Genomic DNA, 22,823 nt, shown 5'->3' on the forward strand with positions numbered 1-22,823 from the left:
GTAGCGGCAAGGGTCGTTAGCTGGGAGTGTGTCGCGTCACCGAAACCGGAACCCTTGCCGCTGGTTTGGTGACGAAACGAAATTTAGAGAACTAAACTAAATTACGCAATAGAAAAATTTAGAAAACTAAATTTAGTTGCGTCGGGCGCAAAAAAAGCGGCCGAAGCCGCTTAGTTGTTTCGGGTATTCGGATTGTCTGGTTGAAACTATGCTACCGGCTCGTTGCCGTACAGAATGTCGTCCATGGTTGACAGAGGGGTGCCATAGTTACGCACCGTCTCGTCGTAGCCCGCCATGTCTGGGGTCCAACGCCCCATGAAGGTGCCGTCGAATGGCGAGGCTTTCGCGACACGGGAGCGGACGACTTTGTGCTTAGCGCCCAGCAGTACCTTGGCCCGGAAGGAGTCGAACGACATCCCCCTGGTGGCCCGGTTCAGGTCTTTCATCTTCCGATTGGCGGACTCGGTGAAGGCGTTGGTGACGCGGTAGTCCATGGTGAAGTAGTTGAAGATGGGGCCACGCCAGCGGTCCACCGTACCCGCCAGTCCGCCCCACAGCTCCTCCTGGCCTGCTGGGATGGTCCTGCGCCACTCGTCATAGGCCAGGGTGGCCTCCTTTAGGTCGGAGGCGTCGTAGAGCTTGAAGAAGCGCTCCTTCGAGGCGTAGGCCTCCCCAAGCGCCGGTATCTTGTCGAACCACTCACTGATGACCAGCTTGTTGAGTGGCGTCAGGTCGCGCTCCCTCATCAACATCAGCTTCCTGTCGTTTTTCAGCAACCTACGGTGGTGGTCACTCAGCCCCTTCTTGATGCTCTTACGCACCACCTCCATGGCCTCGTTGGCCATCTTCACGACGTGGAACTTGTCCACCACCGGTTTTGCGTGCGGGAAGGCCTCCCTGGCTGCCGCCAAGTAGTTCTTGTACATGTCGGTGCTGACCACCTCGACGTTCTTCCTGTCGGGCAGCGCCATAAAGGTGGACGTCACCAGCTCCAGGCTACGGTTGGGCAGCAGCTCGATGACCGTCTGCTGCTCGATGTTGGTCAGCACGCAGCAGAACTGCTTCTGGAGGTACAGCTCGTCAACGCCCAGCACGCGCGGCGTCACGAACTCCAGCTGGCCCTTCTGCCGCTCGACGAATGCGGCAAACACCAGGCGGACAGTCTTCTCCTCAATGCCGCATTCCCTGGCGATTTCGTTGTTGGTTCGATACAACACTGCCTTCTCGATGTAGGTCATCAGCCGCTTCGTCATTGCTCTGGACTCGTCCATATCGTTCAGCGCCGGGCGGAAGACGCTCATGCACGAGTTGCAGCGGTACCGCCGGCGCTGGAGCCACAGCGTCACCCGCTTGCCGTGGATGGGCACATCGCGGTACGCCTGGTCGTTCTTGCCGTACTTGACCAGGTCGTCCACCACACCGCAGCCAGGGCACGTATTCGGCTCTGGAGCCTCTACGTGGAAGTGGTAATCGTACTCGTCCTCCTTGAAAGCCGTAACGGCCAAGGTGAGCGGGTACAGCAGGCTGGCGGGTGTTGTCATTTCCGGTTCTCGATGATGGCGGTGCGGGCCTTGCGCAGGCATTCCATGATGCAGTCGGCGCTGTCAATCAGCGCCTGGCGGTCCAGGGCGTCGTCGCGCTGCTCGCCCTTGCCCTCCCTGGCCAGCCAGAAGTCCATGCCCTCCCGAGGCGGGATGCCCATCTCAAGCGTCTTGAACGGCATCTTCGGCGTCTGGTCGTTGGTCAGGATGGCATGCAGGGCCCAGCGGGACATGCGGTCGAAGAAACCGTCCGAGTGGCCGTATTCACCGTAGCGCGTGACGGCCGTCTTGGCGGCGTAGTGCATCGCTGTGAAGGCTTGCTTGGGGTTGTGCTGGGCCAGCTCCACAACTTCTTCGAACCAAGCCTCGCCGATGCCGTAGTGCTCATGCCAGTTGTTGTTCCGGTCCGGCATGAACCAGCTCAGCAGCTTGCCGTCGGCATCCCGCTTTATGAACGACAAGTCGTCCCAGCTGCGGATGCGGCGAGGTGGCGGCAGCATTGGCACAGGGGTCGGGGTGGGCTGCAGCACATGTGGCGCCACGGCGGCCTCGTACTTGCCGGTCTTCCGGATGGCCGGCAGGACATCGTGCGTCACCCAGCGCTTGAAGACCTTGGCCTCGGCCTTGCGACTGCTCAGCACCAGGCTGAACAGGCCGGACTCGTTGATGATGGTGATGTCTTGGGCGCCGCCAAGGGTGTCTGTTGAAATGACACCCTTTTCATCATCGTCCAGGCGGCCGACGGCCTGGCGCGGGTTGGCGATGTCGAGCACGGCGCACACATCGTTTGCGACGAACCAGACTTCGCCGTCCTTGTCGATGGTGCGGATGGATTGGGTTCCGAAATTAAACACTACGGGCAGGTTAGATGCGTTGGCGGCCATGGCGGGCTCCTAGTTGATTGTTCACTTGCCTCTTGTTCAGAGAGGCGGCCAGGTACTTGAACACCGCAACTAGACGGCCCGCAGCTTTCCCCTTTCGGGTCTTGTATGACTGCGCACTACCCGGCCATAGGAAACCCATGGACGTAAAAAAACCGCAAGCTTTCGGGAGCGGCTACCGCTAGTTGAGGTGTGTTCAGCACCTGAGACGAACATTACGCGGCCAATCGACGTCTGTCAACTATATTTTCCGTTTCACCTCAACTGATGTAGTCGTTTTAAACGACCCCCGTATCCACCAAGCAATCCGAATACCCGTTGTTTCTGGGGTTGATCAAGTCATTTCTGGATTGGTGGGGGCGAGATCCAGAGTGACGTCGAGGTGCTTAAGCCGCTGGATTAGCTCGTCGGCTTTGCGGGCGGCCTCGCCCTCAGTGGTGTTAAGCCAGATTGCCGCTGTGTCCGTTTCGTTGCGAAGCTCGGCAAGGCGGAAGGCAATGTCGAACACAGTTTCCACCGAGCATGCGGTTTCGATCAGGCTAACGACGGCATTGCGCGCGCGCCAGATTGCTGTGCCTTCGTATTGCTCGATTAGCGTTAGCTCGCCATACCGTAGCCGCAGCGACTCGATAAAAGTGTGGTGGGCTTGAACGCGGTTTGGTCGATTCCCGCCAATTTGCTGGCGGCGTTCTTCGATGTTGCGATGGAAGCCGACGAACATATCCCTCAGGCGTTTTAGCGCGGTGCCAGGGTCAGGGTAGTGAAAAGGCCGAGCCGGTCCAAAAATTGTACTGGCGGGAAAAGGGCTTTGAAGCGTTCCGTGTTCATCGCGCGGAAGCGCTTGGGCATCCACTCGTTCGGTCAGGACATCGAGCTGAAATTGCCATTGTTCCATGGTGGTCGTATTGAAATGTGCGCCGAGAGTATCCAAAGCCTGCAGGCTCAATTCAAGCCTGGAATATGGCTCTTTAAAATCGAGCAATACGCCGATCGCAATGGCATCTGCGGCGGCCCAATGGCCTCGCAGAAGCACTGGATAGCAAACGCCTCGCACGCCTTCAGGCATCGTGTTCGACGGGTCGACAAGATGCAGTAGCTGGTTCACAGCGTCTTGATGTAGTCCTGCTTGTGCCATCTGGTGTTTCCTAATCCAACACGTTGTTTCAAAAAATCAGCTGCCAAGTGTGCCTCAGTCGGTCCGCATAGCGTTGAAAGCCAGCGCAGCAATTCTTGTTCAAGGGTCAGTAACGCATGACCGTGCCTCCGGGTTTCATTCATTACCTGAAGTGCGGCAGATGGATCGACTTGATGGTCCTTTATGGCTCCCACAATGTGGGCCAGCTTGTTGTGGATGTAGCCGATCCGGGCAAGGCTTTCACCCGTCCAGTTCTGGCCGCCAAAAATCTCTGCGCCGTCGATCGCGGCAAACCGCCGACGCGCCAGCCGCACGAAATTGCCCATATTGCCATCGGCGTTAGCAAGCCATTCATGGAGCGCAATCACATTCCATACTTCGGGCCATTTGGCCAGCTCTTGCGCCACCAATGGGCTCTGGGTCACCGGCATGGTCTCAGGACCGGTATTGGCTATTTCCTGCGTCGCCCAGCAGGGAGTTAACCCATCTGGCCAGCGCGTATTCGGCCACAGTGATCGCAAGTGGTGCGGTTCAACCAGGATTACCCAAGCCGCAGTGGGACAGGTGATATCAAGATATTCGCACAGCATCCAATAGATGATTTCATTAATAAGCCCGCGGCTCGTAGCTGGAAAAGCCTTGAGATAAACGGTGCGAGGCGCGAGGCGTTCGTCGTAGATTTCGCCGACGGCGGTGAAGCCGGACAGGCCGGGTACCGCGCGCGACAAGATGCCGACATTGCGCGGGGGTAACACAGGGAGTGCAGGAGTCATAAACGTGTTATTAGCGCCAAGACAAGGCGTGCATCGCGAGCTGATAGCCGTGTCGACAGCAACTCTACAACAAGGCGTTTTTGACTTGGATGCAGTTGGCGTATGAGCTGCGGATCGAGTTGACGGTTACCATCAAGCAGGGTGGAAAAATCCGACAGGTGGCCCGAGCGAAAACCGAGAGACCTTTCGATTTTCTCAGCCAGGCGCGAGCCGATATTCTCGGAGGGCTTGCGGCCTGCCACGCGGGAAAGGGTGGATGCATCCACGCCAGTGGCCGCAGCGAACGCCGTAGCGCCGCCGTATTGCGCGATCAACTCGCGCAGCAGTACCAGCCTGATTTCGTGGACAGTCATGACCGGCAGGATTGCCGACCGTGTCGCGATTGTCATTGACGGGCACCGTCAATTTTTTGCCGACTTTGGCCCCGTGTATTCGTTTGGCTTGGCCATTGCTTCGAGCGCCTCAAGCGCTCCAGGGGCGAGTCCGCCGCCTGTGGCGGGCACGACGTCCTCTACGGCCGGTGCTGAAGAAGGTTGGTCGAGTCCACGTAGAAGGGTGCCAATGGCGCGCACAGCGGATTTGCTCAGCGACTTGCGGCGATCCATGTCGATCAGCTGATCAATCACATTTTGAACATCGGCACTTGCTACCGGGTAAGCGACCACAGCGTCGTGAGCTTCCGCCGCTGGCGCGTCTCCCCGCATGGGGCCGCGCCCATCCACCAGCCACTCCGCGCGGACATTCAAAGTCTTTGCGGCAAGTAGCAGCGTCGAGCCAGTCAATCGTTTGATTTGTCCGGTTTTGAGTTGCGAGATGGTGCCGGGAGTGACCTGCATCGCTGATGCAATTCGTCTCTGCGTCAATCCACTCTCTGCAATTGCTTGAGAAAAGCGTTCGCCTAAGGTCGTCATGTTTAGCAAGCTAAAGCATTTAGCATTTAGATTGCTTGACTGAAAAACGTTTAGTGTTCTAAATTCCGGGCATGAAACCACAAACCTTGATTGCCTTGATTGGTTCGACATCGAAGCTTGCGGCTGCATTGGGGGTTACTCCGGGCGCGGTATCGCAGTGGGTGAAGAAAGACCAGATCCCCGCGTTGCGCATGTATCAGCTGCGAGAAATGCGGCCAGATTTGTTCGTGGAAGCCGAGCCAGCTTCAGCCGATAGACGATCCGGGGACGATCGCCGGATCAAGGACCGTCGGGCATCCAAGTAATTTTCCTCCGCCGGTGCATTGTCCAGATGCACCGGCTTTTCGCCGGGTCGCCGCCCGGTGTTTTTTCTTCCAACGCTGCGCAGGTTAAGACAGAGGTCGAGCCAGGTGCAGATACAAAAAAATGATGGGGAGTATCCAGTGGGCTTGAATGACGCCATGCGCCGGGACTGCGAAAAGTGGCCGGGTACCCAAGGTGGGCTTAGTCAGGAAATCTTTGGCGTAGAGGATCGCCTGCGCCACAAGCTGATCGGCTTTCGCGGTAATCGGCTGTGGCTCGATGATGCAATGAGCATCATGCAGATGACCGGGGGCCGGGAGACCATCCACGAGATGGCGCGCCAGCTCGGTGGCATTTACGTGCACGTGGGGGACATTGCGCCCGAATACGACAACACCGACATCTGCGAAGAGCTGGAAAAGGTCACGATGGCGCTGGGCGATCTCGCTCGCGAGGCCCGGGCCAGTATCAACGACGACGGCAAGATCGACGCGGATGAGGAAGGCCGCATTCTCGCCCGCCACCACCAGCTTTGCACCCAGGCGATGACGTACGTGCACCGCATGGTGGCGATTTATGGTGACTCCACCGTATCGGTACACAGAGAGGTGGGCAATGCTCGCGCCACTTCACGTTGAGGCGAAGGCCCTCAAGCGCTGCAGCCCGGCAGCTGTGAATCTGTATCTCAAGGCATTGCTGCGCATGATGGATAAAAGCGACGGCCGCGTGCGTGGGCCGCGCCGCACGATGCTTTCGTGGGCGGTGACCGAAGTAGGGCTGGTTAAAGCGCGCGGCGCCTTACCGCGCCCGCTGCAGCACCAGGAAGTCGTCCGGTTGCTTGATGAACTGGTGATCGCCGGCGCGGTAGAAAACTTTGGCGACGCAACTGAACTGCATCTGGTTCTGGTCCATCGCAAGCCGGGGATGGTGGCCGCATGAATGTTTACATGTCGCCGGAAGAGCTTGAGGCATTGAAGCCATGCTCGCCGGAAGCGTTCCGCCTGTATGTCGCTTGCTTGCGCCCCCATATGGACATGGCTACCGGTATAGTCGGTATCTCCTATCGGATCAGCTATGCCCGTCTTGCACTTGAGATGGTGTATCAGCCACCGGCGCGTTCACACCGCCCCCCGTACGCGCCAACGGTAAAGCAAATCCGTGGTCTGGTAGATGAGCTAGCCACCCATGGCGCGGTCAAGCGCTATTCCATGAAATCGAAAGACGACCGGCAGCTTGTTTTATTGCTCATCAACGCGCTGCAAGTACAGGCACGTCCCGAATATGAAGGGCAGATGAAGGGCAAAGCAGCCGGGCAGGCTGACGGGCAAAGCCAAACCCGCGCCAATGCTCGTTCTAAGGGCCATGAAGGGCAGGCTGACGGGCAAAGGCAATCCGGGTATGAGGGGCAAATATCTGTATCTCTGTCTACTACCTCTCTCTCTGGCGCGCGAGGCACATTGATCGACCCGGCCTTTCAGGCAGACCTGAGCGCAAGGCTATTGGCGGAACAACGCGGGCTGGATGTCGATGAAGAGGTTTTCCGGTTTATCGCTCACTTCGAGGCTAACGGCCAGCCGCAAGCCAACTGGCCCGCGCGCTTCCGCAAGTGGATTCTCGACGCCGCCCAATACAACGCAAACCGTAAGGCTAAAAACGCGGCTGCGCCGCCGTATGCAGGAAAGCCAGCGCGGGGCGGATGGAAGGGCGTAAATCCAACGGATGTGTTTGATCGAATATTTGATGATGGGGGGCAAGGTGATGGCGGAGACTACATTGACGGTAGCGCCGAACGCGTGGACCAAGCGTACCGGCACTGAAAAGATCATCCCCATCAAGACGCTCTGGGGCCGGCTTGATGGGATTTTTCCGGGACTGTGGCGCACACGCTTTCCGGACGAACTGGCGATAGAGAACTGGTGTCGCGAATGGGCCGAAGGCTTGTATGAGGAGGCTGTCACCTTCGCGATGGTCAAGACCGGTCTGGAGGCGTTGCGCCGTCGGCAAGGTCCGGATCAGTACCCGCCTTCATTGCCCGAATTCATCGCACTGTGCAAAGCGATTCCGGACTTCGAGGAAGCCTTTTACGAGGCGCAAAAACAGTCGTCCAATCGGGAATACGGAGAGGACAGCTGGTCACATCCAGCGGTGTATTGGGCTGCGCTGGACTTCGGCGTGTATGAGTTGCGCCAGACAACCTGGAAGGCAAGCAAGACGCGGTGGGTCCGGATTTTGTCTAACCGGCTGAGCGGCCCATGCAGTCCGATTCCGAAGCTGCTGCCTAAGCCTGTTTACAAACGTGGTGATCCGGCGACAGCGCAAGCGGCCATGGAACAAATCAAATCGATGCCATGGTTTCGCGTGGCCGGTGCAGTAGGTGGTGCATAAAAAGCGGTAGATAAAAGCCCGGCAATGATCGGGCTAGGAGGCCTCTGGTACTTTGTTTTGGGGCGCAGAAAAATAATGATTCAGTACATTGCAGATCGTTTGAACAAGTGGGGTTCGTGGTGCCGCCGGTTTGAAGACGGCGGTCTTGGTTTTGGAAATAGCGTGTTGGCCCGGTATGGAGAGCCGGGCAGCGGGGGCGGCGGTGGACTCATGGGTATTGTGGATGCCGATATGCTGGAGCTGGATCATATCGTTGTTTGTTTGCCGGATGCCCTGCGCGAAGCAGTGAACCAGTGCCATCGAATGCCAGGGACAAAAGAGCAGCATGCGCAGGCGTGTGGGTGTGCTGTCCGGACTTACTTTGATCGTGTGCACAAAGCGCATGTGCTTGTGACGGAGGCGCTGCAGGTTGGTGTTGGCGATGTGCCCGAACTCAAGCCGGGTCTGGCGCGGCTCAAGCTGCGCGTGGAGCGTCTGAAAGAAAATTCGTTCGACTGCTTGACGGCGTGAGGCCGCACCAATTAGGATGTTTTCCGCTAGATTGCTTTTGGTGCGTCTGCGAAATAAAAACCCTGCCTCGGCGGGGTTTTTTCGTTTCCGCCGTATCGAGTTGCATTCACATAACAAGCCCCGCGGCCGATCGGCAAGGGGCTTTCTTGTTTACGTTTTTAATAGCTCGCTGGCGCAGTCATGCGACGAGATTGCTCGGGTGCGGGGGCTCGACATGAAAGATAACTTGCATCCTTCCTGCTTTGCCGAACCCCAAGGCCTCGGTAAACTTACCGATGTTTTCTTTTGCGAGGGTGAGGGGATGTCGAAATACAAGGATCTTTGCGTCGCGTTGGAGTCGCAGGAGGATGTTTGGCGCAGGTATTACTCAGCCATGCACGGGCTAATCAACAGTTTCACGACGGGGCTGGTGAGCTATCTCGGCGTTCAGAATGAGCTATATGACGAGGGAGACCGGAAGCGGGCCGTCATTAATGCCAAGCATGCCGAAACGGGGCATTCAATCCGCTCCATTCGCCAAATTGATGAACAGGGCTTTGTCTGGTTTGTCCTGGATATGGTGGTCAAGGTAGGTATGCCTGACTATGGCACTAGAGTGTTCGGTGTGAAGATCGGCCTTAGGATGCACCCAGACTGCTTGATTGCCACCGTTCCCTTGTTGAACCGCAACTTCAAACTGGCTCGCACCGAGCAGGACGTCGATTGGGTTCCCTTGTTTGATGCCACATGCGAGGCGGTGCGCTTCATGTTTACGTACGACCCGTTCGATCCGCCCCCATTGAATTAATTCGATTCCGTTCGACCCGTATCGATAGCCCCGCCTGCACCCGCACGTGGGGCTTTTTGTTGCCCGACGTATGCATCGGCCAGCGTGTTGCGCCCCCGACTGACCCGCCTTGAATGGATCGTTCAGTTAAGACCGGCACGCTGGCCCATGCATGCATCCATTTTCTGTGGTTGGCTGCTTGACCGCTTCGGCGGTCTTTTTTATTTGAGGTTGTATCGTGATGCCCTATCGGCCCAAAAAGCCTTGCCGTTATCCAGGGTGCCGGGCGCTGGTCGATGGTGGCTGGTGTGCCGCGCATCAACCAAAGCGCGAGCCGACCAGGTACGAAGCCGAGCGCGGCTCATCGGCGCAGCGTGGTTATAACGGGCGATGGCAGAAAGCGCGGGCGACATTCCTGCGCGAGCATCCGCTTTGCGTTGCCTGTCTGTCTGAAGGCAACACGACACCGGCGACGGTTGTCGATCACATCAAGGCGCACCGCCTGAGTGAGGCGCTGGCCAGCGGGGATGATGCGGCGGTCAGACTCGCGCAATCGTTGTTCTGGGATACGAGTAACTGGCAGCCGCTGTGCAAGCGGCATCACGACGTGAAGACCGCGACGGAAGACGGCGGCTTTGGTCGCCCTCGCGAACGTGAGGCGGCCGATTCGAGCCGGTTGTAAGAAAACCGCGATTTTCAGCGATTTTGACCCCTTTTTGTAAGGAAAGGGGGCGGGGGGTCGAAAAGTCGGTCGGAGACCGCCCCAGACCGTGTATCCCAGCCTCGAAAAATATATTCCCGAAAAAAGGTAGGGGGGGGTCTGCATCGGCATGTGTTGCCGCCAAAGGCCTCTGGACCTTTTTTCTTTCCAACTCAGGTAAACGGAGCGCTCTATGGGCCGGGAAACCGCACCTGTAACGGGCGCTGCCTCGAAGTTGAAGCCGCCCGCCTTTTTGAAAACGCGCCGGGGCCGCGAAGTCTGGCGTTATCTGCTGGAGGCGCTCGAAGCCGCCAAGCTCGATTACCGGTCGGCGCTGATGTCGGTGGCCATGTTGGCGGACAAGGTCGAAGTCTGGCGGACCCACGCGGACGCCTTGCACAAGATTGGCCATCGCTACGAAGACGACTCGAATGGCGGATCGCTTGAGCTGGACGAATCCCGCGCGGAGCGCCGAGCCCGCGTCGAGATTCTGAAAGACCTGGACGATGCCGGCCTGACCACGCTGGCCGTGGCGCAGATTCGCGTTGTCGATCGCCTGACCAACCAGGGCGAGCTGTTCAGCCCCTTTGAGCTGATGAACCAGATCGGCGAGGAATCCAAACGCCTGCCCGAAGCCCCACCGTGGACCATGCGCCCCGCCGAAAAGCGGATCTGGAAAGACCTGCTGAAAAGCCTCGACACCGTCGGCTTCGATTTTTCCACGGCCGGGCTGTCGCTGGGCTTGATGTGCGCCGCGATCACCGATTGGCAGGACTGCAAGACCTGGATTGATGACCACAACGGCCGCGTGTTCGCCACCAGCGAAGACACAGGCCGGACCTACGAGGTCAGTGCCAGTTACAACCGATCAAAAATCGCCAGCCAGCTGCGCGTGCTGTTCAAGAAAAACGGGATGACGGTGGCGTCGTGCGCGAAAACGAAAGCAATCAGCAAGGGGCGGGTGATCAGCGAGGAGCTGGAAGAAATCCTGAGCTTCATTCAATCGCGGCCGGTCTAGTACCGGCCGTTTACATTCCGCAGCCCTGGGATGCCTACGGCCTCGCCGTGCTGCGGGATGAAATTTCGGTCTGCCGCCTGACCCGACTGGCTGTCGAACGTCATTACCGCGACCTGGCCCATGGCGGCGCGCGCGGTCTGGTGTTCCGGCTGGATATGGCCAGCCATGTGCTGTCCTTCTTTCCGCGCTTTTGCCGTCACTCGAAGGGCGAATGGGCGGGCAAACCGGTTGATCTGGCGGACTGGCAGGCTTTCTGGCTTGCGGTCGAGTTTGGCTGGTACAACACCACCGGTAAACGGCGCTTCCGGACATGGTACGAAGAAGTTGCGCGCAAGAACGGCAAGAGCACCAAGCTGGCCGGGCTGGGCATCTACCTGTTTGCTGCGGACGGTGAGCCTGGCGCTGAGGTTTACACCGCAGCGACCAAGCTCGAACAAGCAAAGATTACGCACAACGAAGCGCAGATGATGGTCGGCCAGTCGCCGGCGCTGCGCCAGCTGGTCACCGCGCAACACGAAAAGCTGTTCATTGCAGGCACGTCCTGCAAGTACGTGCCCTTGGGTGCCGACGCCAACACGTCGGACGGCCTGAACGTACACGGCGCGATCATCGATGAACTGCACGCCCACCCGAATCGGCTCCTGTGGGATGTGATCGATAGCGGCCGCGGTTCGCGCCGCAACTCGCTCATGCACGCCATCACGACCGCCGGGTTTGATCAAGAGGGCAGCATCTGCCTGGAGCAGCGCCAGTACCTGATATCGATACTCGAAGGCACGCTGGAAGACGACTCGTTTGGTGGCGTGATTTACACGCTTGATCCCGAAGACGAGTGGCGCGACGAATCGGCCTGGTGCAAAGCCAACCCGAATCTCGGTGTGTCCGTATTTCTGGACGAACTGCGCTCGCAAGCGCGTAAGGCCGCGGGCGTGCCGGCCGCACAATTCAATTTTCTGACCAAGCGTCTCAACCTCTGGACGCAACAAATCGACGCCTGGCTGTCCCTGGATGCCTGGGATAAAGGCAGCGAAGCATTCGAAGAGTCGTTGCTGCTGGATCGGCCGTGCTTTGGCGGCCTTGATCTGGCCAGTACCACCGACCTGACCGCGTGGATACTTGTGTTCCCACCCTGTCCGCGCGACCCGCACTGGCGGGTCGTGTGTCGCTTCTTCGTGCCGGAAGACAACATGCCGCTGCGCGAGCGCAAGGATCGCGTGCCCTATCAGCTGTGGGCGCAACAGGGCCACATCATCGCCACACCGGGCAACGTGGTGGATCAGGAGATGATCCGCCAGCAGATCCTCGCCGACGCCGATGTCTACGACTTGCGCGAGGTCGCATTCGACGAATGGAACTCGGCCAAGCTGGCGACCGAGCTGGGCGAGGCGGGCATCTTGATGGTCAAGATTCCGCAAAACTTCGGCGGGCTGTCCACGCCCACCAAGCATCTGGAAGGGCTGGTGCTGGCCGGGCGGCTGATGCACGCGGGTAACCCCGTGTTGCGCTGGAACGCGGGCAACGTGGTGTTGCTGCGCGATACGAATGACAACTACCGGCCGAACAAGAAGAAATCCCGAGATCGCATCGACGGCATTGTGGCGCTGTGTATGGCGCTCAACCGTGCCTTGTTTGGTGGTGAAGACGAAATGGAACCGGGGATCATCCTGTTATGACGCAAGCAACGTGGTATGACACCCAGCGCGTGAGCCAGCCCGGATCGGTGGTGCTGGCCAAATGGAATGCCGAGCGCCAGGCCGTGAAAAACGAAGCGGCCCGCTCGATCAGTACGGCCACGGCCGGCAGCGAGGTCCATGAGTGGTTGACCGGTGGCGCGCATCAGTATGTGGCGGGCGTGCCGGTGAACGAAAAGACCGCGATGCGGGTATCCGCCGTCTATGCCGCCGTGTCGCTGATCGGTGGCGCAGTCTCCAACATGCCGCTCGATATTTACCGCGGCGTGGGTGACGACGCGGTGAAAGCGAACCAGGACAGCAAGCTGTTCTGGCTCTTTAACGAGGAGCTTTCGCCCGCGTGGTCCGCGCCGGTGGCGTGGGAATTTTCGATGAGTTCGCTGATGCTGCATGGCGACTCGATGTGGCGCATCCTGCGCGCGTCGCCCGTCAGTCCGGACATCGTCGGCTTCGAACCGTGGAACCCGTTGGCAGTCTGGGTCCAGCGTGTGCGGGGGCGGCTTGTCTACACGATGGTCGACCCGGACGGTCAGGTGTTCGTGCTTGATCAGGATGACGTGCTACACGTGCCTGGCGTGGGTTTCGACGGCTTGCGCGGCATGAGCCCCATCCGGCATGCGGCGTTGCGTAGCGCGGTGGGCGTAGCCCATGCGGCAGACGGCTTCGCTGCCAGCTTTTTCTCGAACGGCGCACGTCCCGACTTCGCTCTGACCACCGACGGCAAGCTCAGTGACGAGGCCGTCAAGATTCTGCGTGACACGTGGGAGCAGCGCCACAGCGGGACGCACAACGCCCACAAGCCAGCGGTGTTGACCGGTGGCCTCAAGGTCCAGCAGCTGACGATGACCTCGCAGGACGCCCAGCTGCTGGATACCCGCAAATTCCAGATCGAGGACATTGCGCGCATCTACGGCGTGCCGCCCCACATGATCGGCTCCATGGACAAAACCTCCGCATGGGGTACGGGCATCGAGCAGCTGTCCATCAGCTTTGTGCGCTACACGCTGATGCGCCATCTGGTGAAGTTCCAGGCGGAAATCAACCGCAAATGCTTCAGGACCGGCCGCTATTCCGCCCGCTTTGACGCGTGGGGTCTGGAAAAAGGCGATCTGTCGAGCCTCTTCACCAGTCTGCGCGTCGCGGTCGGGCGTGCGGGTGAGCCGGGGCTGATCACGATCAACGAGGCGCGGGCAAAGGCGGGCATGCCGAAGGTGCCGGGCGGCGACAAACTTTTTGACGGGGGTAAGGGTAATGCATCAACTGATGCGCCTGATGGCGCTCAACAAAAGTAGTGCGCGGCGCTTTGAAGTGGTCGCCAGCGCGGCCGACGAAGCGACCATCTATCTGTACGACGTGATTGTGGCGAATCAAACCGAGGCCGACTGGTACGGCGGTGTCGCCGCAGACAGCTTTGTGAAGTCGCTGCAGGGCATCACTGCCAGCACAATCCATTTGCGGATCAATAGCCCGGGCGGTGATGTGTTTGGCGCGCGGGCGATGGAGCAGGCTTTGCGCGACCACCCTGCGCGCGTCGTTTCCCACATTGATGGCGTGGCCGCCAGTGCTGCCAGCTTTCTGTCGCTGGCGGCGGACGAAATCGAGATCACGCCGGGCGGTTTTTTCATGATCCACAAGGCGTGGACCATGGCCTACGGCAATAGCGACGACCTCACGCGCACGGCAGCCGTGCTGGAACAGGTCGACGAATCGCTGGTGGGCAGCTATGTCGCAGCCACCGGGCAAAGCGCGGACGATATCCGCGCCTGGATGGCGGACGAAACCTGGATTGGTGCCGAGGAAGCCGTAAACCTTGGCTTTGCAACCCGCGTCGCGGGTCAGGCCCCAGCCAATACCGGGCAATGGGACCTGAGCGCCTACAACAAGACGCCTGCACCCCTGGCGAAATCTGCTGCGCCCCCGCGCCCGGCCGACCTGGCCGAAAGCGTGCGCGCCGTGCTGGCCGAGATGGGTATCGCCCCGCCAGCGGCGAGCGTACAGCCGGACCCCGGTGAGGCGGAACGCGCACACCGCCAGCGCCTGCTGGCGCTGCAACAACGAATCTGATCAACGCTCCCGCGCTGATCCATGAAGCCACCCACGCGGGTGGCTTTTTTTATTCCTGAACGGAGAAAAGGCAATGTCTATTCAAGCACTGCGGGAGCGCCACAGCGCCCTGGCCAAGTCCATCGCGAACCTGCTGGACAAGAATGTGAATCCGGCGTGGAACGCCGATCTCGAAGCGAAGTACAACGCGCAACTGGCTGATATGGACAGCGTCGCTGCCGAGATCAAGCGCCATGACACGTTTCTCGCGCGCATGACCGAGCACGCATCCGTTGGCGATGTCGCCAACGAGCTGCGCAACCAGTTCACGACCACGCAAGGCCGCCACGGCGAAGAAACCCCTGCACTGCGCGCATTCCTGGCGGGCGGTGTCATGAACATGTCCGAAGAAGCCCGCTCGCGCATGCAGGCGCGCCAGACGCCGGACATTCGCGCGGCCATGTCCACCACCACCGCCACCGAGGGTGGCTTTACCGTCGCGCAGGACTACTTTAATGAGCTGACTCAGGCGATGCGCGCGTTCGGCGGCGTACGTAACGTCGCACGCACGCTGGTGACCGGCACGGGCGCGACGATGAACTTCCCTACAGCGGACGCAACGGCCGAAATCGGTGAGATCGTGGGCCAGAACACGGCGGTGAGCAATGGCGATACCACTTTCGGCAATGCAACGCTCGATGTCTTCAAATATTCGTCGAAAAAAATCGCGGTGCCGTTCGAGCTGATCCAGGATTCGATGTTCGACATCGAAGGCTACGTCAACGCCTTGCTGGCCCTGCGCCTCGGCCGCATTACTGCGCAGCATTTCGCCATCGGTACCGGCGTCTCCCAGCCGAAAGGTCTGGTGACCGCCGCCGTCGTAGGTCGCGCCGGTGCTACCGGCCAGACTGCGACGCTGACCTATGACGACCTGGTCGGCCTGGAGCATTCGGTAGATCCGGTCTACCGCGCGAACGCGTCGTGGATGATGCATGACCAGACCTTGCTGTCGCTGCGCAAAATCAAGGACAACAACGGCCGCCCGATCTTCGTGCCCGGCTACGAGCAGGGCAACCCCGGTGGCGCACCGGATCGTCTGCTGGGCCGCCCGATCCAGATTTGTCAGGAGATGCCGCAGATGGCGGCCAACGCCAAATCGCTGCTGTTTGGCGACTACTCCAAGTACTTCATCCGCGAAGTGATGGACCTGACCATTTTCCGCATGACCGACTCGGCCTTCACGTTGATGGGCCAGATCGGTTTCGTCGCGTTCAATCGTCAGGGCGGCAACCTGATCGACGTCGGCGGCGCGGTGAAGGCTTACCAGAACTCCGCGACCTGATCGCAAGTTGGGTGGCTTCGTGCTGCCCTTTTTTTTCTACGTAGATTCATAAGGAGGCCTCATGGCCACGAAGAAAAACGAGACGGCTGCGGCGGAACAGGTGGCGGTCGATCAGCAAGAAAGCCTGGGCGATACGGTGGTGGAGCAAGCGCTGGATGCTCCCGTAACCACGGCCGCCCCCGGCGACACTTCCGCCGAAGCGGGTGCGGCCGTGCTGGAGTCTGGCCTTGACGCGCATGAGGCTGCGCAGGACGACGTGGAGGCCCCGTTGAGTGAATTCGCTGGCGCGTTGCGCACGTCGTCGGCAACGCTGTCTTGCCGCGTACTGGCGCAGTGCCAGTACGGTCAGGTTAACGCCGTGGTCTCGCTCAGCATGGCCGAAGCCGAAGCGGCATACCGCGCTGGTCTGGTTGATCCCCACCCGGACGCTGTCGCCTACGCGTCGAGCCTTTAACGCTTTCCCGGCCGCTGTGGCGGCTGGCTTTCGCAATGTCGTGAATGTCGCGGCATTCCCAAAGCCAAAGGAGCAACGCATGTATACCCGCATCCAAGCGCCGGCCGAGATGCCGGTTACGCTGGACGAAATCAAACTGCATTGCCGCATTGATGGCGATGACGAAGACGCGCTGCTGCAGGGCCTTGTTGCCGCGGCATACGGCCAGGCGGAACACCGCACAGGCCGCGCGCTGTTGCCGCAGACGTGGAAGCTGGTTTGCCGCATCGGTGCGGCTGCGCTGTATGGCGTTCCGTTGCGCCGCGACACCACGGAGATTGTTTCCGTTACCTGGACGGATGCCGAGGGCAACCAGCAGCTGTGGGACGCATCAAGCTACTGGCTGGTTGCAGGTTATCGCCTGGTCGCCCGCCGCCAGTGGCCGGATACCGGCGACATGCCGGTCACTATCACTTTCCGTTGTGGCGCGTTCAGTGGTCCTGAGGATTTCCCTGAAAGCATCAAGGCGTGGATGAAGATTTTCGCCGGCACGCTCTACGAAAATCGTGAGGCCGTGCAGACCGTCGAGCTGGCCGAGCTGCCGCGCACGTTTGTGGACGGCTTGCTCGATCCGTACGTACTGATCGAGGTCTGAGCATGCGCACGTCCATCCCTGACCAGCCAGCGCACATTGGCCGCCTGCGGTATCGCATCCTGATCCAGCAACGCACGGACGTGCCCACCGGCATCTTTGGCATGGCGCAGGAGCATGCGCCCGGCGAAAAGGCCTGGGCCGATGTCCGGCCTGTGACTGGCGTGACTTACCGCGACGGCGTACAGACCGGGCAACGCATTACGCACCGTTTTTATATCCGCTACCGCGCAACGCTGAGCGATGCGGACGAAATTATTTATAACGGCCGCAAATATCGCATCGAGCGTGTCACCGACTGGAAAGAGCGGCGGCGCTTCAGTGTGATCGAGGCCGAAGAGCTGGGGGCGGCCGATGGCGATTGATATCCGGGTCCAGTTCGAGAAAGGCCTGACCGGCGTCAATTTCGACAAGCGCGAAATGCGCAAAGCCATGCGCGTCGCCGGGCGCGACGTACAAAAAGCGGCGCGCCAGTTGATTGCCCGGCGCGTGCGCTCGGCCGCCGGCGGAAACCCCGGCAAAGACACCGGTCGACTGTGGCGCTCGCTGGGCTACAAGGTCAGCAAGTCCGGCTTCATGGCGGTGGTGAAGCACCGCAAGGTCGCGGGTATGAAGTCCTTCTACCCGGCCTTTCTTTATCACGGCGTACGCGATCGCAACGGCGGCTGGCGGATTTCGCCGCGCAACAACTACATCGTGGATGCGCTCGATGCGCGCCGCGACTTTGTGCGCGCCACGCTGGCCAGACACGTCGAAGCGGCGCTGAAGCCCGCTTGGGAGAAATAAGCATGCTGCTGCTGGAAGTGATTGCCGCGCTGCGTGAGCGCGTGCCGGTCTTCGCGGGCCGCGTCGGGGGTGCCGCTGAATTCGAAAATCTTGAAGAAACCGGCAAGTTGCCGGTGCCCGCCGCCTACGTCATGCCGCTGGATGAAAAGGCCGAGGCGCAGCTGGATCAGGCCGGATACGAACAGGAAGTGGTGGAGGGTTTCGCCGTCGTGGTGGTGCTCTCGAATGTGCCGGACGAGCGCGGTCAGGACGCGGTGGCCACGTTGCCCGCCATCCGGGCGGCCCTGTTTGCCGCCTTACTGGGGTGGGACCCCACTGGCTATGACGCCATTGAATACCAGGGCGCCACGCTGCTGCAGATGAATCGCGGCCGCCTGTATTACCAGTACGAGTTCAAGACCAGCTACTGGATCGGGCAGGCGCAGACCTGGTATCAGGTGCGCAATGACGCGCTGCCCGGTTTTGAGGGCATGAACATCAACACGGACGTGATCGCCCCGATCGCGGATCCAAACCTGCATTACCCCGGCCCGGATGGCCGGATCGAGTTTTCGCAAGTTCTCACCCTGCCTCAATCGTAGGAGCTTCCCATGTTTGTAAAACCCAAAGCCGGGGCCGCTGTGCCGGACCCGGAGCGGGGCGGCTTTTTGCCCGAATCCGGCGCGACCGTGCCGGAAAACCAGTACTGGTTGCGCCGCGAGGCCGATCAGGAAATCGAACGCGTTGACGCTGACGCGCCCACCACCACCGTGACCGAGGTGAGCAATGCAGTTTAATACCCTGCCTGCAGGCGTCGCCGTGCCGCTCTTCTACGCGGAAATGGATAACAGCCAGGCCAACGCGGCGGCGCAATCGCAACGCACCCTGTTGATTGGCCAGATGCTGACGGCGGGCTCCGCCGCCGCCAATACGGCCATGATCGTCAGTAACGTGTCTCAGGCCAAAAGCCTGTTTGGCCAGGGCTCGATGCTGGCGCGCATGTATGACTACTACCGCCGCTCCGACCCGTATGGCGAAATCTGGTGCATCGCGCTGGCCGACAACGCGGCCGGCGTAGTGGCCACCGGCTCGATCGCCGTCACCGGCACGGCCACGGCGGCAGGCACGCTGAACGTGTACATCGCAGGCCAGCGCGTTCAGGTGGCTGTTTCGGCGGCCGATACCGCCGCTATTGTGGCCACCAATCTGGCCGCCGCGATCAACGCCGCGGTTGACCTGCCAGTCACCGCCGCAGCGGCCACCGGTACCGTGACGCTGACCGCGCGCTGGAAAGGCTCGACCGGCAACGATATCAAGCTGCAGCTCAACTATCGCGGCCTGCAGGGCGGCGAGACCACGCCCGCGGGTGTCACCGTGGCCATGACGGCCATGGCCGCTGGCGCAACGGATCCGTCGCTGGCCAATGCCATCCTCGCGATGGGCGATGACGAATACGACTGGATCGTGCATCCGTATACCGATAGCGCGAACCTGGGCTTGCTGCAGACCGAGCTGGGCGATATATCCGGTCGCTGGTCTGCGGTGCGCCAGATCTATGGCCACGCCTATTCCGCGCTGCGCGGCACGTTGTCCTCGCTGGTGACGTTTGGCCAGTCGCGTAATGACCAGCACCAGACGGTGGCAGGCTTCGAAGCCAGTGTGCCGAACCCGGTCTGGGAATTCGCGGCCGCCTACGCCGCGGCTAACGCCGTCTGCCTGCGCGCCGATCCGGCCCGCCCCACGCAGACCGCCAGCATGGTCGACGTGCTGCCCGCGCCGGGTGGCCAGCGCTTTGTCTGGACCGATCGCAGTTCGCTGCTGGGCTACGGCATCGCGACCAGCACTGCCCGCAGTGGTGTGATGCTGGTCGAGCGCGCAGTAACGACCTACCAGAAAAACAGCTTTGGCCAGGCCGACGCGAGCTATCTGGATTCCGAAACGCTGTTCACCAGCATGGCTGTCCTGCGCCGTCTGCGCGCGCGCATCACCCAGAAATTCCCGCGCCACAAGCTGGCTGATGACGGCACGCGCTTCGCAACGGGCCAGGCCATCATCACGCCCGGCATTGCCCGCGGCGAGCTGGTGGACGAATACATGTCGATGATGCTCGACGGTCTGGTCGAGAACTATGCGGCGTTTGCGAAAGCGCTGATCGTCCAGCGCAACAGCACCAACCCGAACCGGCTCGACGTGCTGTTGCCGCCGGACTACATCAACCAGCTGCGTGTGTTCGCGGTGCTCAACCAGTTCCGGTTGCAGTACCCGGCAAACGCGGCGAACTAAGGGGCAATAAATGGCTGCAGAACGTCTTGCGGGCACGTGCTTTATCAAGGTCAACGGCCAGCTGCTGTCCATCAAGGGTGGCCTCGAAGCGCCCCTGAGCGACACCAAGCGCGAACCGCTGCTGGATAGCAGCGGCGTGGCGGGCTTCAAGGAAACGCCGGTCGCGCCGTACGTGAAGGTCACCGCGCTGTTCAAGAAAGATTTCCCGATGGACACCGTCACCAACGCGACCGACATGTCGATCCAGGCCGAATTCGCAAACGGCAAGATCTACACGCTCGGCGATGGCTGGCTCGCCAACGAAGCGCCTGCGAAGGGCGAAGAGGGCGAGATCGAGCTCGAATTCAACGGCATGCGAGGTAACTGGCAATGAGCGCAATCACTGATTTTCCACTGGTCGTACCGGTCAAGGATTTTGGCCAGACCATCTCCGCGCTGGCGATCAAGCGCCCCACCGGCAAGCAGATTCGCCAGCATGGCCTGCCGTATCGCGTCAATGACGCGGGCGAAGTGCAGATCCACATGGGCGTGGTGTGCGCGTACGCGGCCGAGCTGGCCAGCGTCACCGCTGGCGCGGTGGATGCCATGGACCCGGTGGACCTGAACAAACTCGCCTGGGTTATCGCTGGTTTTTTTCTGAACTCGGAATCCGCGACGCCGGTGACCTGATCCGCAGGATGTATGACGTCGCGTACTTCTGGGGCATGACGCCAGCGGCGGTCTTTGATCAGCCGCTGGCGGATTTTCTGGAAGACGAACAACACGCAATGCGGATAGCGCGGGAGCGGGCCAATGGCTAAACAGTTTGAACTCAAGGCCCTGATCATGGGCGTCGACAAGCTGTCGCCGAAGCTGCGTGAAATTCAGGGCAACCTGAAGGCGTGGCGCGGCAAGGTCGACAACATCGCCAAAGGCGCACTGCCGATGGCGGCGGGCCTTGGTGCCGGTATCGGCATTACCGCCAAGGCGTTTGCCGACGCGGAGAATGCCGCGACCGGCCTCAAGGTGGCCATGATGGGCGCGGGTGGCAACGTTGCGCCCGAGTTCGAAAAGATCACCGAGATGGCGACCCGGCTGGGCGACAAGCTGCCGGGCACGACGGCGGACTTCCAGAACATGATGGCCGAGCTGGTCAAGCAGGGGATCAGCGCCAAGTCGATCCTGGGCGGCACCGGCGAAGCGGCGGCGTATCTCGCTGTTCAGCTGGGCAAGTCGCCGAAGGACGCGGCGGAGTTTGCAGCCAAGCTGCAGGACGCCACCAAAACGACCGAAGGCGACATGCTCGGTTTGATGGACGTGATCCAGAAGACCAGCAACCTCGGTGTCGACGACGGCAACATGCTGCAGGGCTTTGCCAAGCTGTCCTCGGTCATGGACATGACCCGCCAGAAAGGTCTGGCTGGCGCAAAAGCGCTGGCGCCCTTGCTGACCATGTTCGACCAGTCCGGACTGGTGGGCGAATCTGCCGGCAACGCGTTTCGCAAGGTGGTCGAGGCCGGGTTCGACAAGACCAAAATCAACAAGGTCAACAAGCTGCTGGGCAAGCGCAACGTGAAGCTGGACTTCACCAACGGCAAAGGCGAATGGGGCGGCATGGAAAACATGTTTGCCCAGTTCGCCAAGCTGCGTGGCCTGACCACACTGGGCCGCAAGAAGGTGATGACCGAGCTGTTCGGCGAGGATGCCGAGACCCAGCAGGCGCTGTCCATCCTGATGGAAAAGGGCCTGTCCGGGTACAAGGAGATCATCGGCAAGATGGATGCCCAGGCAAGCCTTAACGAGCGCGTCAATGCGCAGCTGGGTACGCTGAGCAACGTCTGGGAGGCGGCCACCGGCACGTTTACCAACGCGCTGGCGGCGATTGGCCAGGCTTATGCGCCTGAGCTTAAATCGCTGGCCAACGCCTTTGGCGACCTGTCCGGCAAGATCAGTGACTTTGCCAAAGCGCACCCGGACGTGATCCGCGGCGCGGTGGCGGCGGCGGGCGCATTGACGGCGTTCAAGCTGGCCGCGTATGGCGTTTCGGTCGGTATCAGGCTGGCGTCCATGGCCATGGCGGCGACGCCCATAGGCCTGATCGCAACCGGCATTGCGCTGGCAGCCGGGTTGATCATCGCCAACTGGGACAAGGTCGGACCGTTCTTTACCCGGCTCTGGGGCTGGATCAAGGCGGGCGCTGCCTTTGCCTGGGACATCATCCAGAAATTTGCGGGCTTCTCGCCCATCGGCATGATCCTGCAGAACTGGCAGCCGATTCTGGCGTTTTTCAAGAACCTCTGGGGGCAGATCAAGGGCTACCTTCAACCGGTCATGGATGCCGCGAACTGGGTCGGCGAAAAGATCCAGGGCTTTGGCGCGCTCAGCCCTGCTGAACAACTGAAGCTCTATCCGCCGCCGAATGCCCAGCCGTCAGGCGCGCCGACGCCCGGCGCATCGAGCCTGTTCCCGCGGCTAGCGCCCCAGAAGCCGGGTATGCAGCCTGAGGCGAATCCTGCGCCCATGAACGGCTGGCCCGCTGCGGCTGGGACGTCGCCCTTGCTGGGCAACCGTAACAATGTCAGCGGGGCAGTCACCGTGCGCTTTGAAAACACGCCGCCAGGCACGCGCGTGGATACGCAGCAGTCCAGCGGCAGTCCGCTACAGATCAATCCCGATGTCGGCTACCGGTCGGCGATCTGGGGAGGAAATTAA

General features: G+C 60.6%; 29 protein-coding genes. 23 read left to right on the top strand and 6 right to left on the bottom strand.

The genetic code is table 11. The features are described from left to right. Window positions 1-206: 206 nt before the first annotated feature. The 6 genes from WG78_RS10860 to WG78_RS10890 all read right to left on the bottom strand — a co-directional run bounded on the left by WG78_RS10860 (window position 207) and on the right by WG78_RS10890 (window position 5,370). The gene (locus tag WG78_RS10860) at window positions 207-1,541 is read right to left on the bottom strand and encodes an ISL3 family transposase (protein ID WP_053937840.1); all 1,335 of its coding nucleotides are present in this window, start codon (window positions 1,539-1,541) and stop codon (window positions 207-209) included. Beyond that, window positions 1,538-2,425, bottom strand: coding sequence for a BRO-N domain-containing protein (locus tag WG78_RS10865; protein WP_053937841.1), 888 nt, complete (start codon window positions 2,423-2,425; stop codon window positions 1,538-1,540). Before WG78_RS10865 ends, WG78_RS10860 begins: the two co-directional genes overlap by 4 nt. Window positions 2,426-2,756: 331 nt before the next feature. Further along, entirely contained in the window at window positions 2,757-3,557 is an 801-nt protein-coding gene (locus WG78_RS10870) for a hypothetical protein (RefSeq protein WP_152969151.1), read from the bottom strand. After that, the gene (locus tag WG78_RS10880; protein WP_053937844.1) at window positions 3,524-4,330 is read right to left on the bottom strand and encodes a hypothetical protein; all 807 of its coding nucleotides are present in this window, start codon (window positions 4,328-4,330) and stop codon (window positions 3,524-3,526) included. Before WG78_RS10880 ends, WG78_RS10870 begins: the two co-directional genes overlap by 34 nt. Continuing rightward, window positions 4,327-4,719: a hypothetical protein gene (locus WG78_RS22410; RefSeq protein ID WP_152969152.1), complete on the bottom strand. Its 393-nt coding sequence runs from the start codon at window positions 4,717-4,719 to the stop codon at window positions 4,327-4,329. Before WG78_RS22410 ends, WG78_RS10880 begins: the two co-directional genes overlap by 4 nt. Before the next feature lie 12 nt (window positions 4,720-4,731). Next, window positions 4,732-5,370: a helix-turn-helix domain-containing protein gene (locus WG78_RS10890; RefSeq protein WP_083458926.1), complete on the bottom strand. Its 639-nt coding sequence runs from the start codon at window positions 5,368-5,370 to the stop codon at window positions 4,732-4,734. Between WG78_RS10890 and WG78_RS23395 the strand changes: the two genes are divergently transcribed. From WG78_RS23395 to WG78_RS11005, 23 genes are all read left to right on the top strand, one after another. Continuing rightward, complete coding sequence (locus WG78_RS23395; protein ID WP_053937847.1) at window positions 5,313-5,546, top strand: Cro/CI family transcriptional regulator; 234 nt, start codon at window positions 5,313-5,315, stop codon at window positions 5,544-5,546. The genes WG78_RS10890 and WG78_RS23395 overlap by 58 nt on opposite strands. Window positions 5,547-5,690: 144 nt before the next feature. Further along, window positions 5,691-6,182 (top strand): phage regulatory CII family protein, encoded by a 492-nt coding sequence (locus WG78_RS10900; RefSeq protein ID WP_152969153.1) that lies wholly within the window; start codon window positions 5,691-5,693, stop codon window positions 6,180-6,182. A 34-nt stretch (window positions 6,183-6,216) separates the two neighbouring features. Beyond that, a complete protein-coding gene (locus tag WG78_RS10905; protein WP_053937849.1) occupies window positions 6,217-6,483 on the top strand; it encodes a hypothetical protein in 267 nt (88 codons plus the stop codon). Further along, window positions 6,480-7,361: a hypothetical protein gene (locus tag WG78_RS10910; protein ID WP_053937850.1), complete on the top strand. Its 882-nt coding sequence runs from the start codon at window positions 6,480-6,482 to the stop codon at window positions 7,359-7,361. Before WG78_RS10905 ends, WG78_RS10910 begins: the two co-directional genes overlap by 4 nt. After that, a complete protein-coding gene (locus tag WG78_RS10915) occupies window positions 7,318-7,929 on the top strand; it encodes a replication protein P (RefSeq protein WP_152969154.1) in 612 nt (203 codons plus the stop codon). The genes WG78_RS10910 and WG78_RS10915 overlap by 44 nt, the downstream gene beginning before the upstream one ends. Window positions 7,930-8,004: 75 nt before the next feature. Next, a complete protein-coding gene (locus WG78_RS10920) occupies window positions 8,005-8,439 on the top strand; it encodes a hypothetical protein (protein WP_053937852.1) in 435 nt (144 codons plus the stop codon). Window positions 8,440-8,653: 214 nt separating this feature from the next. Beyond that, entirely contained in the window at window positions 8,654-9,226 is a 573-nt protein-coding gene (locus WG78_RS10925) for a hypothetical protein (RefSeq protein WP_152969155.1), read from the top strand. 220 nt (window positions 9,227-9,446) lie between these two features. Continuing rightward, on the top strand, window positions 9,447-9,887 hold the full coding sequence (locus tag WG78_RS10930) for an HNH endonuclease signature motif containing protein (protein WP_053937854.1): 441 nt from the start codon (window positions 9,447-9,449) through the stop codon (window positions 9,885-9,887). A 211-nt stretch (window positions 9,888-10,098) separates the two neighbouring features. Then, on the top strand, window positions 10,099-10,923 hold the full coding sequence (locus WG78_RS10935) for a hypothetical protein (protein ID WP_053937855.1): 825 nt from the start codon (window positions 10,099-10,101) through the stop codon (window positions 10,921-10,923). Continuing rightward, entirely contained in the window at window positions 10,833-12,596 is a 1,764-nt protein-coding gene (locus WG78_RS10940; protein ID WP_161805102.1) for a terminase large subunit, read from the top strand. The genes WG78_RS10935 and WG78_RS10940 overlap by 91 nt, the downstream gene beginning before the upstream one ends. Continuing rightward, window positions 12,593-13,906, top strand: coding sequence for a phage portal protein (locus tag WG78_RS10945; RefSeq protein ID WP_053937857.1), 1,314 nt, complete (start codon window positions 12,593-12,595; stop codon window positions 13,904-13,906). The genes WG78_RS10940 and WG78_RS10945 overlap by 4 nt, the downstream gene beginning before the upstream one ends. Continuing rightward, window positions 13,866-14,678, top strand: coding sequence for a head maturation protease, ClpP-related (locus WG78_RS10950; RefSeq protein ID WP_083458927.1), 813 nt, complete (start codon window positions 13,866-13,868; stop codon window positions 14,676-14,678). The genes WG78_RS10945 and WG78_RS10950 overlap by 41 nt, the downstream gene beginning before the upstream one ends. A gap of 73 nt (window positions 14,679-14,751) precedes the next feature. Next, entirely contained in the window at window positions 14,752-15,999 is a 1,248-nt protein-coding gene (locus tag WG78_RS10955; protein WP_053937858.1) for a phage major capsid protein, read from the top strand. A gap of 61 nt (window positions 16,000-16,060) precedes the next feature. After that, the gene (locus WG78_RS10960; protein WP_053937859.1) at window positions 16,061-16,453 is read left to right on the top strand and encodes a hypothetical protein; all 393 of its coding nucleotides are present in this window, start codon (window positions 16,061-16,063) and stop codon (window positions 16,451-16,453) included. 79 nt (window positions 16,454-16,532) lie between these two features. Then, window positions 16,533-17,087 (top strand): head-tail connector protein, encoded by a 555-nt coding sequence (locus WG78_RS10965; protein WP_053937860.1) that lies wholly within the window; start codon window positions 16,533-16,535, stop codon window positions 17,085-17,087. Between the two features lie 2 nt (window positions 17,088-17,089). Then, window positions 17,090-17,449, top strand: a complete 360-nt coding sequence (locus WG78_RS10970; protein ID WP_053937861.1) for a phage head closure protein — start codon at window positions 17,090-17,092, stop codon at window positions 17,447-17,449. Further along, complete coding sequence (locus WG78_RS10975) at window positions 17,439-17,870, top strand: HK97 gp10 family phage protein (protein ID WP_053937862.1); 432 nt, start codon at window positions 17,439-17,441, stop codon at window positions 17,868-17,870. The genes WG78_RS10970 and WG78_RS10975 overlap by 11 nt, the downstream gene beginning before the upstream one ends. A 2-nt stretch (window positions 17,871-17,872) precedes the next feature. Next, a complete protein-coding gene (locus tag WG78_RS10980; protein WP_053937863.1) occupies window positions 17,873-18,451 on the top strand; it encodes a phage tail terminator protein in 579 nt (192 codons plus the stop codon). A 9-nt stretch (window positions 18,452-18,460) separates the two neighbouring features. After that, entirely contained in the window at window positions 18,461-18,646 is a 186-nt protein-coding gene (locus WG78_RS10985; protein WP_053937864.1) for a DUF2635 domain-containing protein, read from the top strand. Beyond that, complete coding sequence (locus WG78_RS10990) at window positions 18,636-20,132, top strand: phage tail sheath subtilisin-like domain-containing protein (RefSeq protein ID WP_053937865.1); 1,497 nt, start codon at window positions 18,636-18,638, stop codon at window positions 20,130-20,132. The genes WG78_RS10985 and WG78_RS10990 overlap by 11 nt, the downstream gene beginning before the upstream one ends. Window positions 20,133-20,142: 10 nt before the next feature. Next, on the top strand, window positions 20,143-20,505 hold the full coding sequence (locus tag WG78_RS10995; RefSeq protein WP_053937866.1) for a phage tail tube protein: 363 nt from the start codon (window positions 20,143-20,145) through the stop codon (window positions 20,503-20,505). After that, entirely contained in the window at window positions 20,502-20,801 is a 300-nt protein-coding gene (locus tag WG78_RS11000; RefSeq protein WP_053937867.1) for a phage tail assembly protein, read from the top strand. Before WG78_RS10995 ends, WG78_RS11000 begins: the two co-directional genes overlap by 4 nt. Window positions 20,802-20,924: 123 nt before the next feature. Next, window positions 20,925-22,823, top strand: coding sequence for a phage tail tape measure protein (locus WG78_RS11005; RefSeq protein ID WP_053937868.1), 1,899 nt, complete (start codon window positions 20,925-20,927; stop codon window positions 22,821-22,823).

It is taken from the genome of Amantichitinum ursilacus (assembly GCF_001294205.1).
In the GTDB taxonomy this organism is placed as follows: Bacteria; Pseudomonadota; Gammaproteobacteria; order Burkholderiales; family Chitinibacteraceae; genus Amantichitinum; species Amantichitinum ursilacus.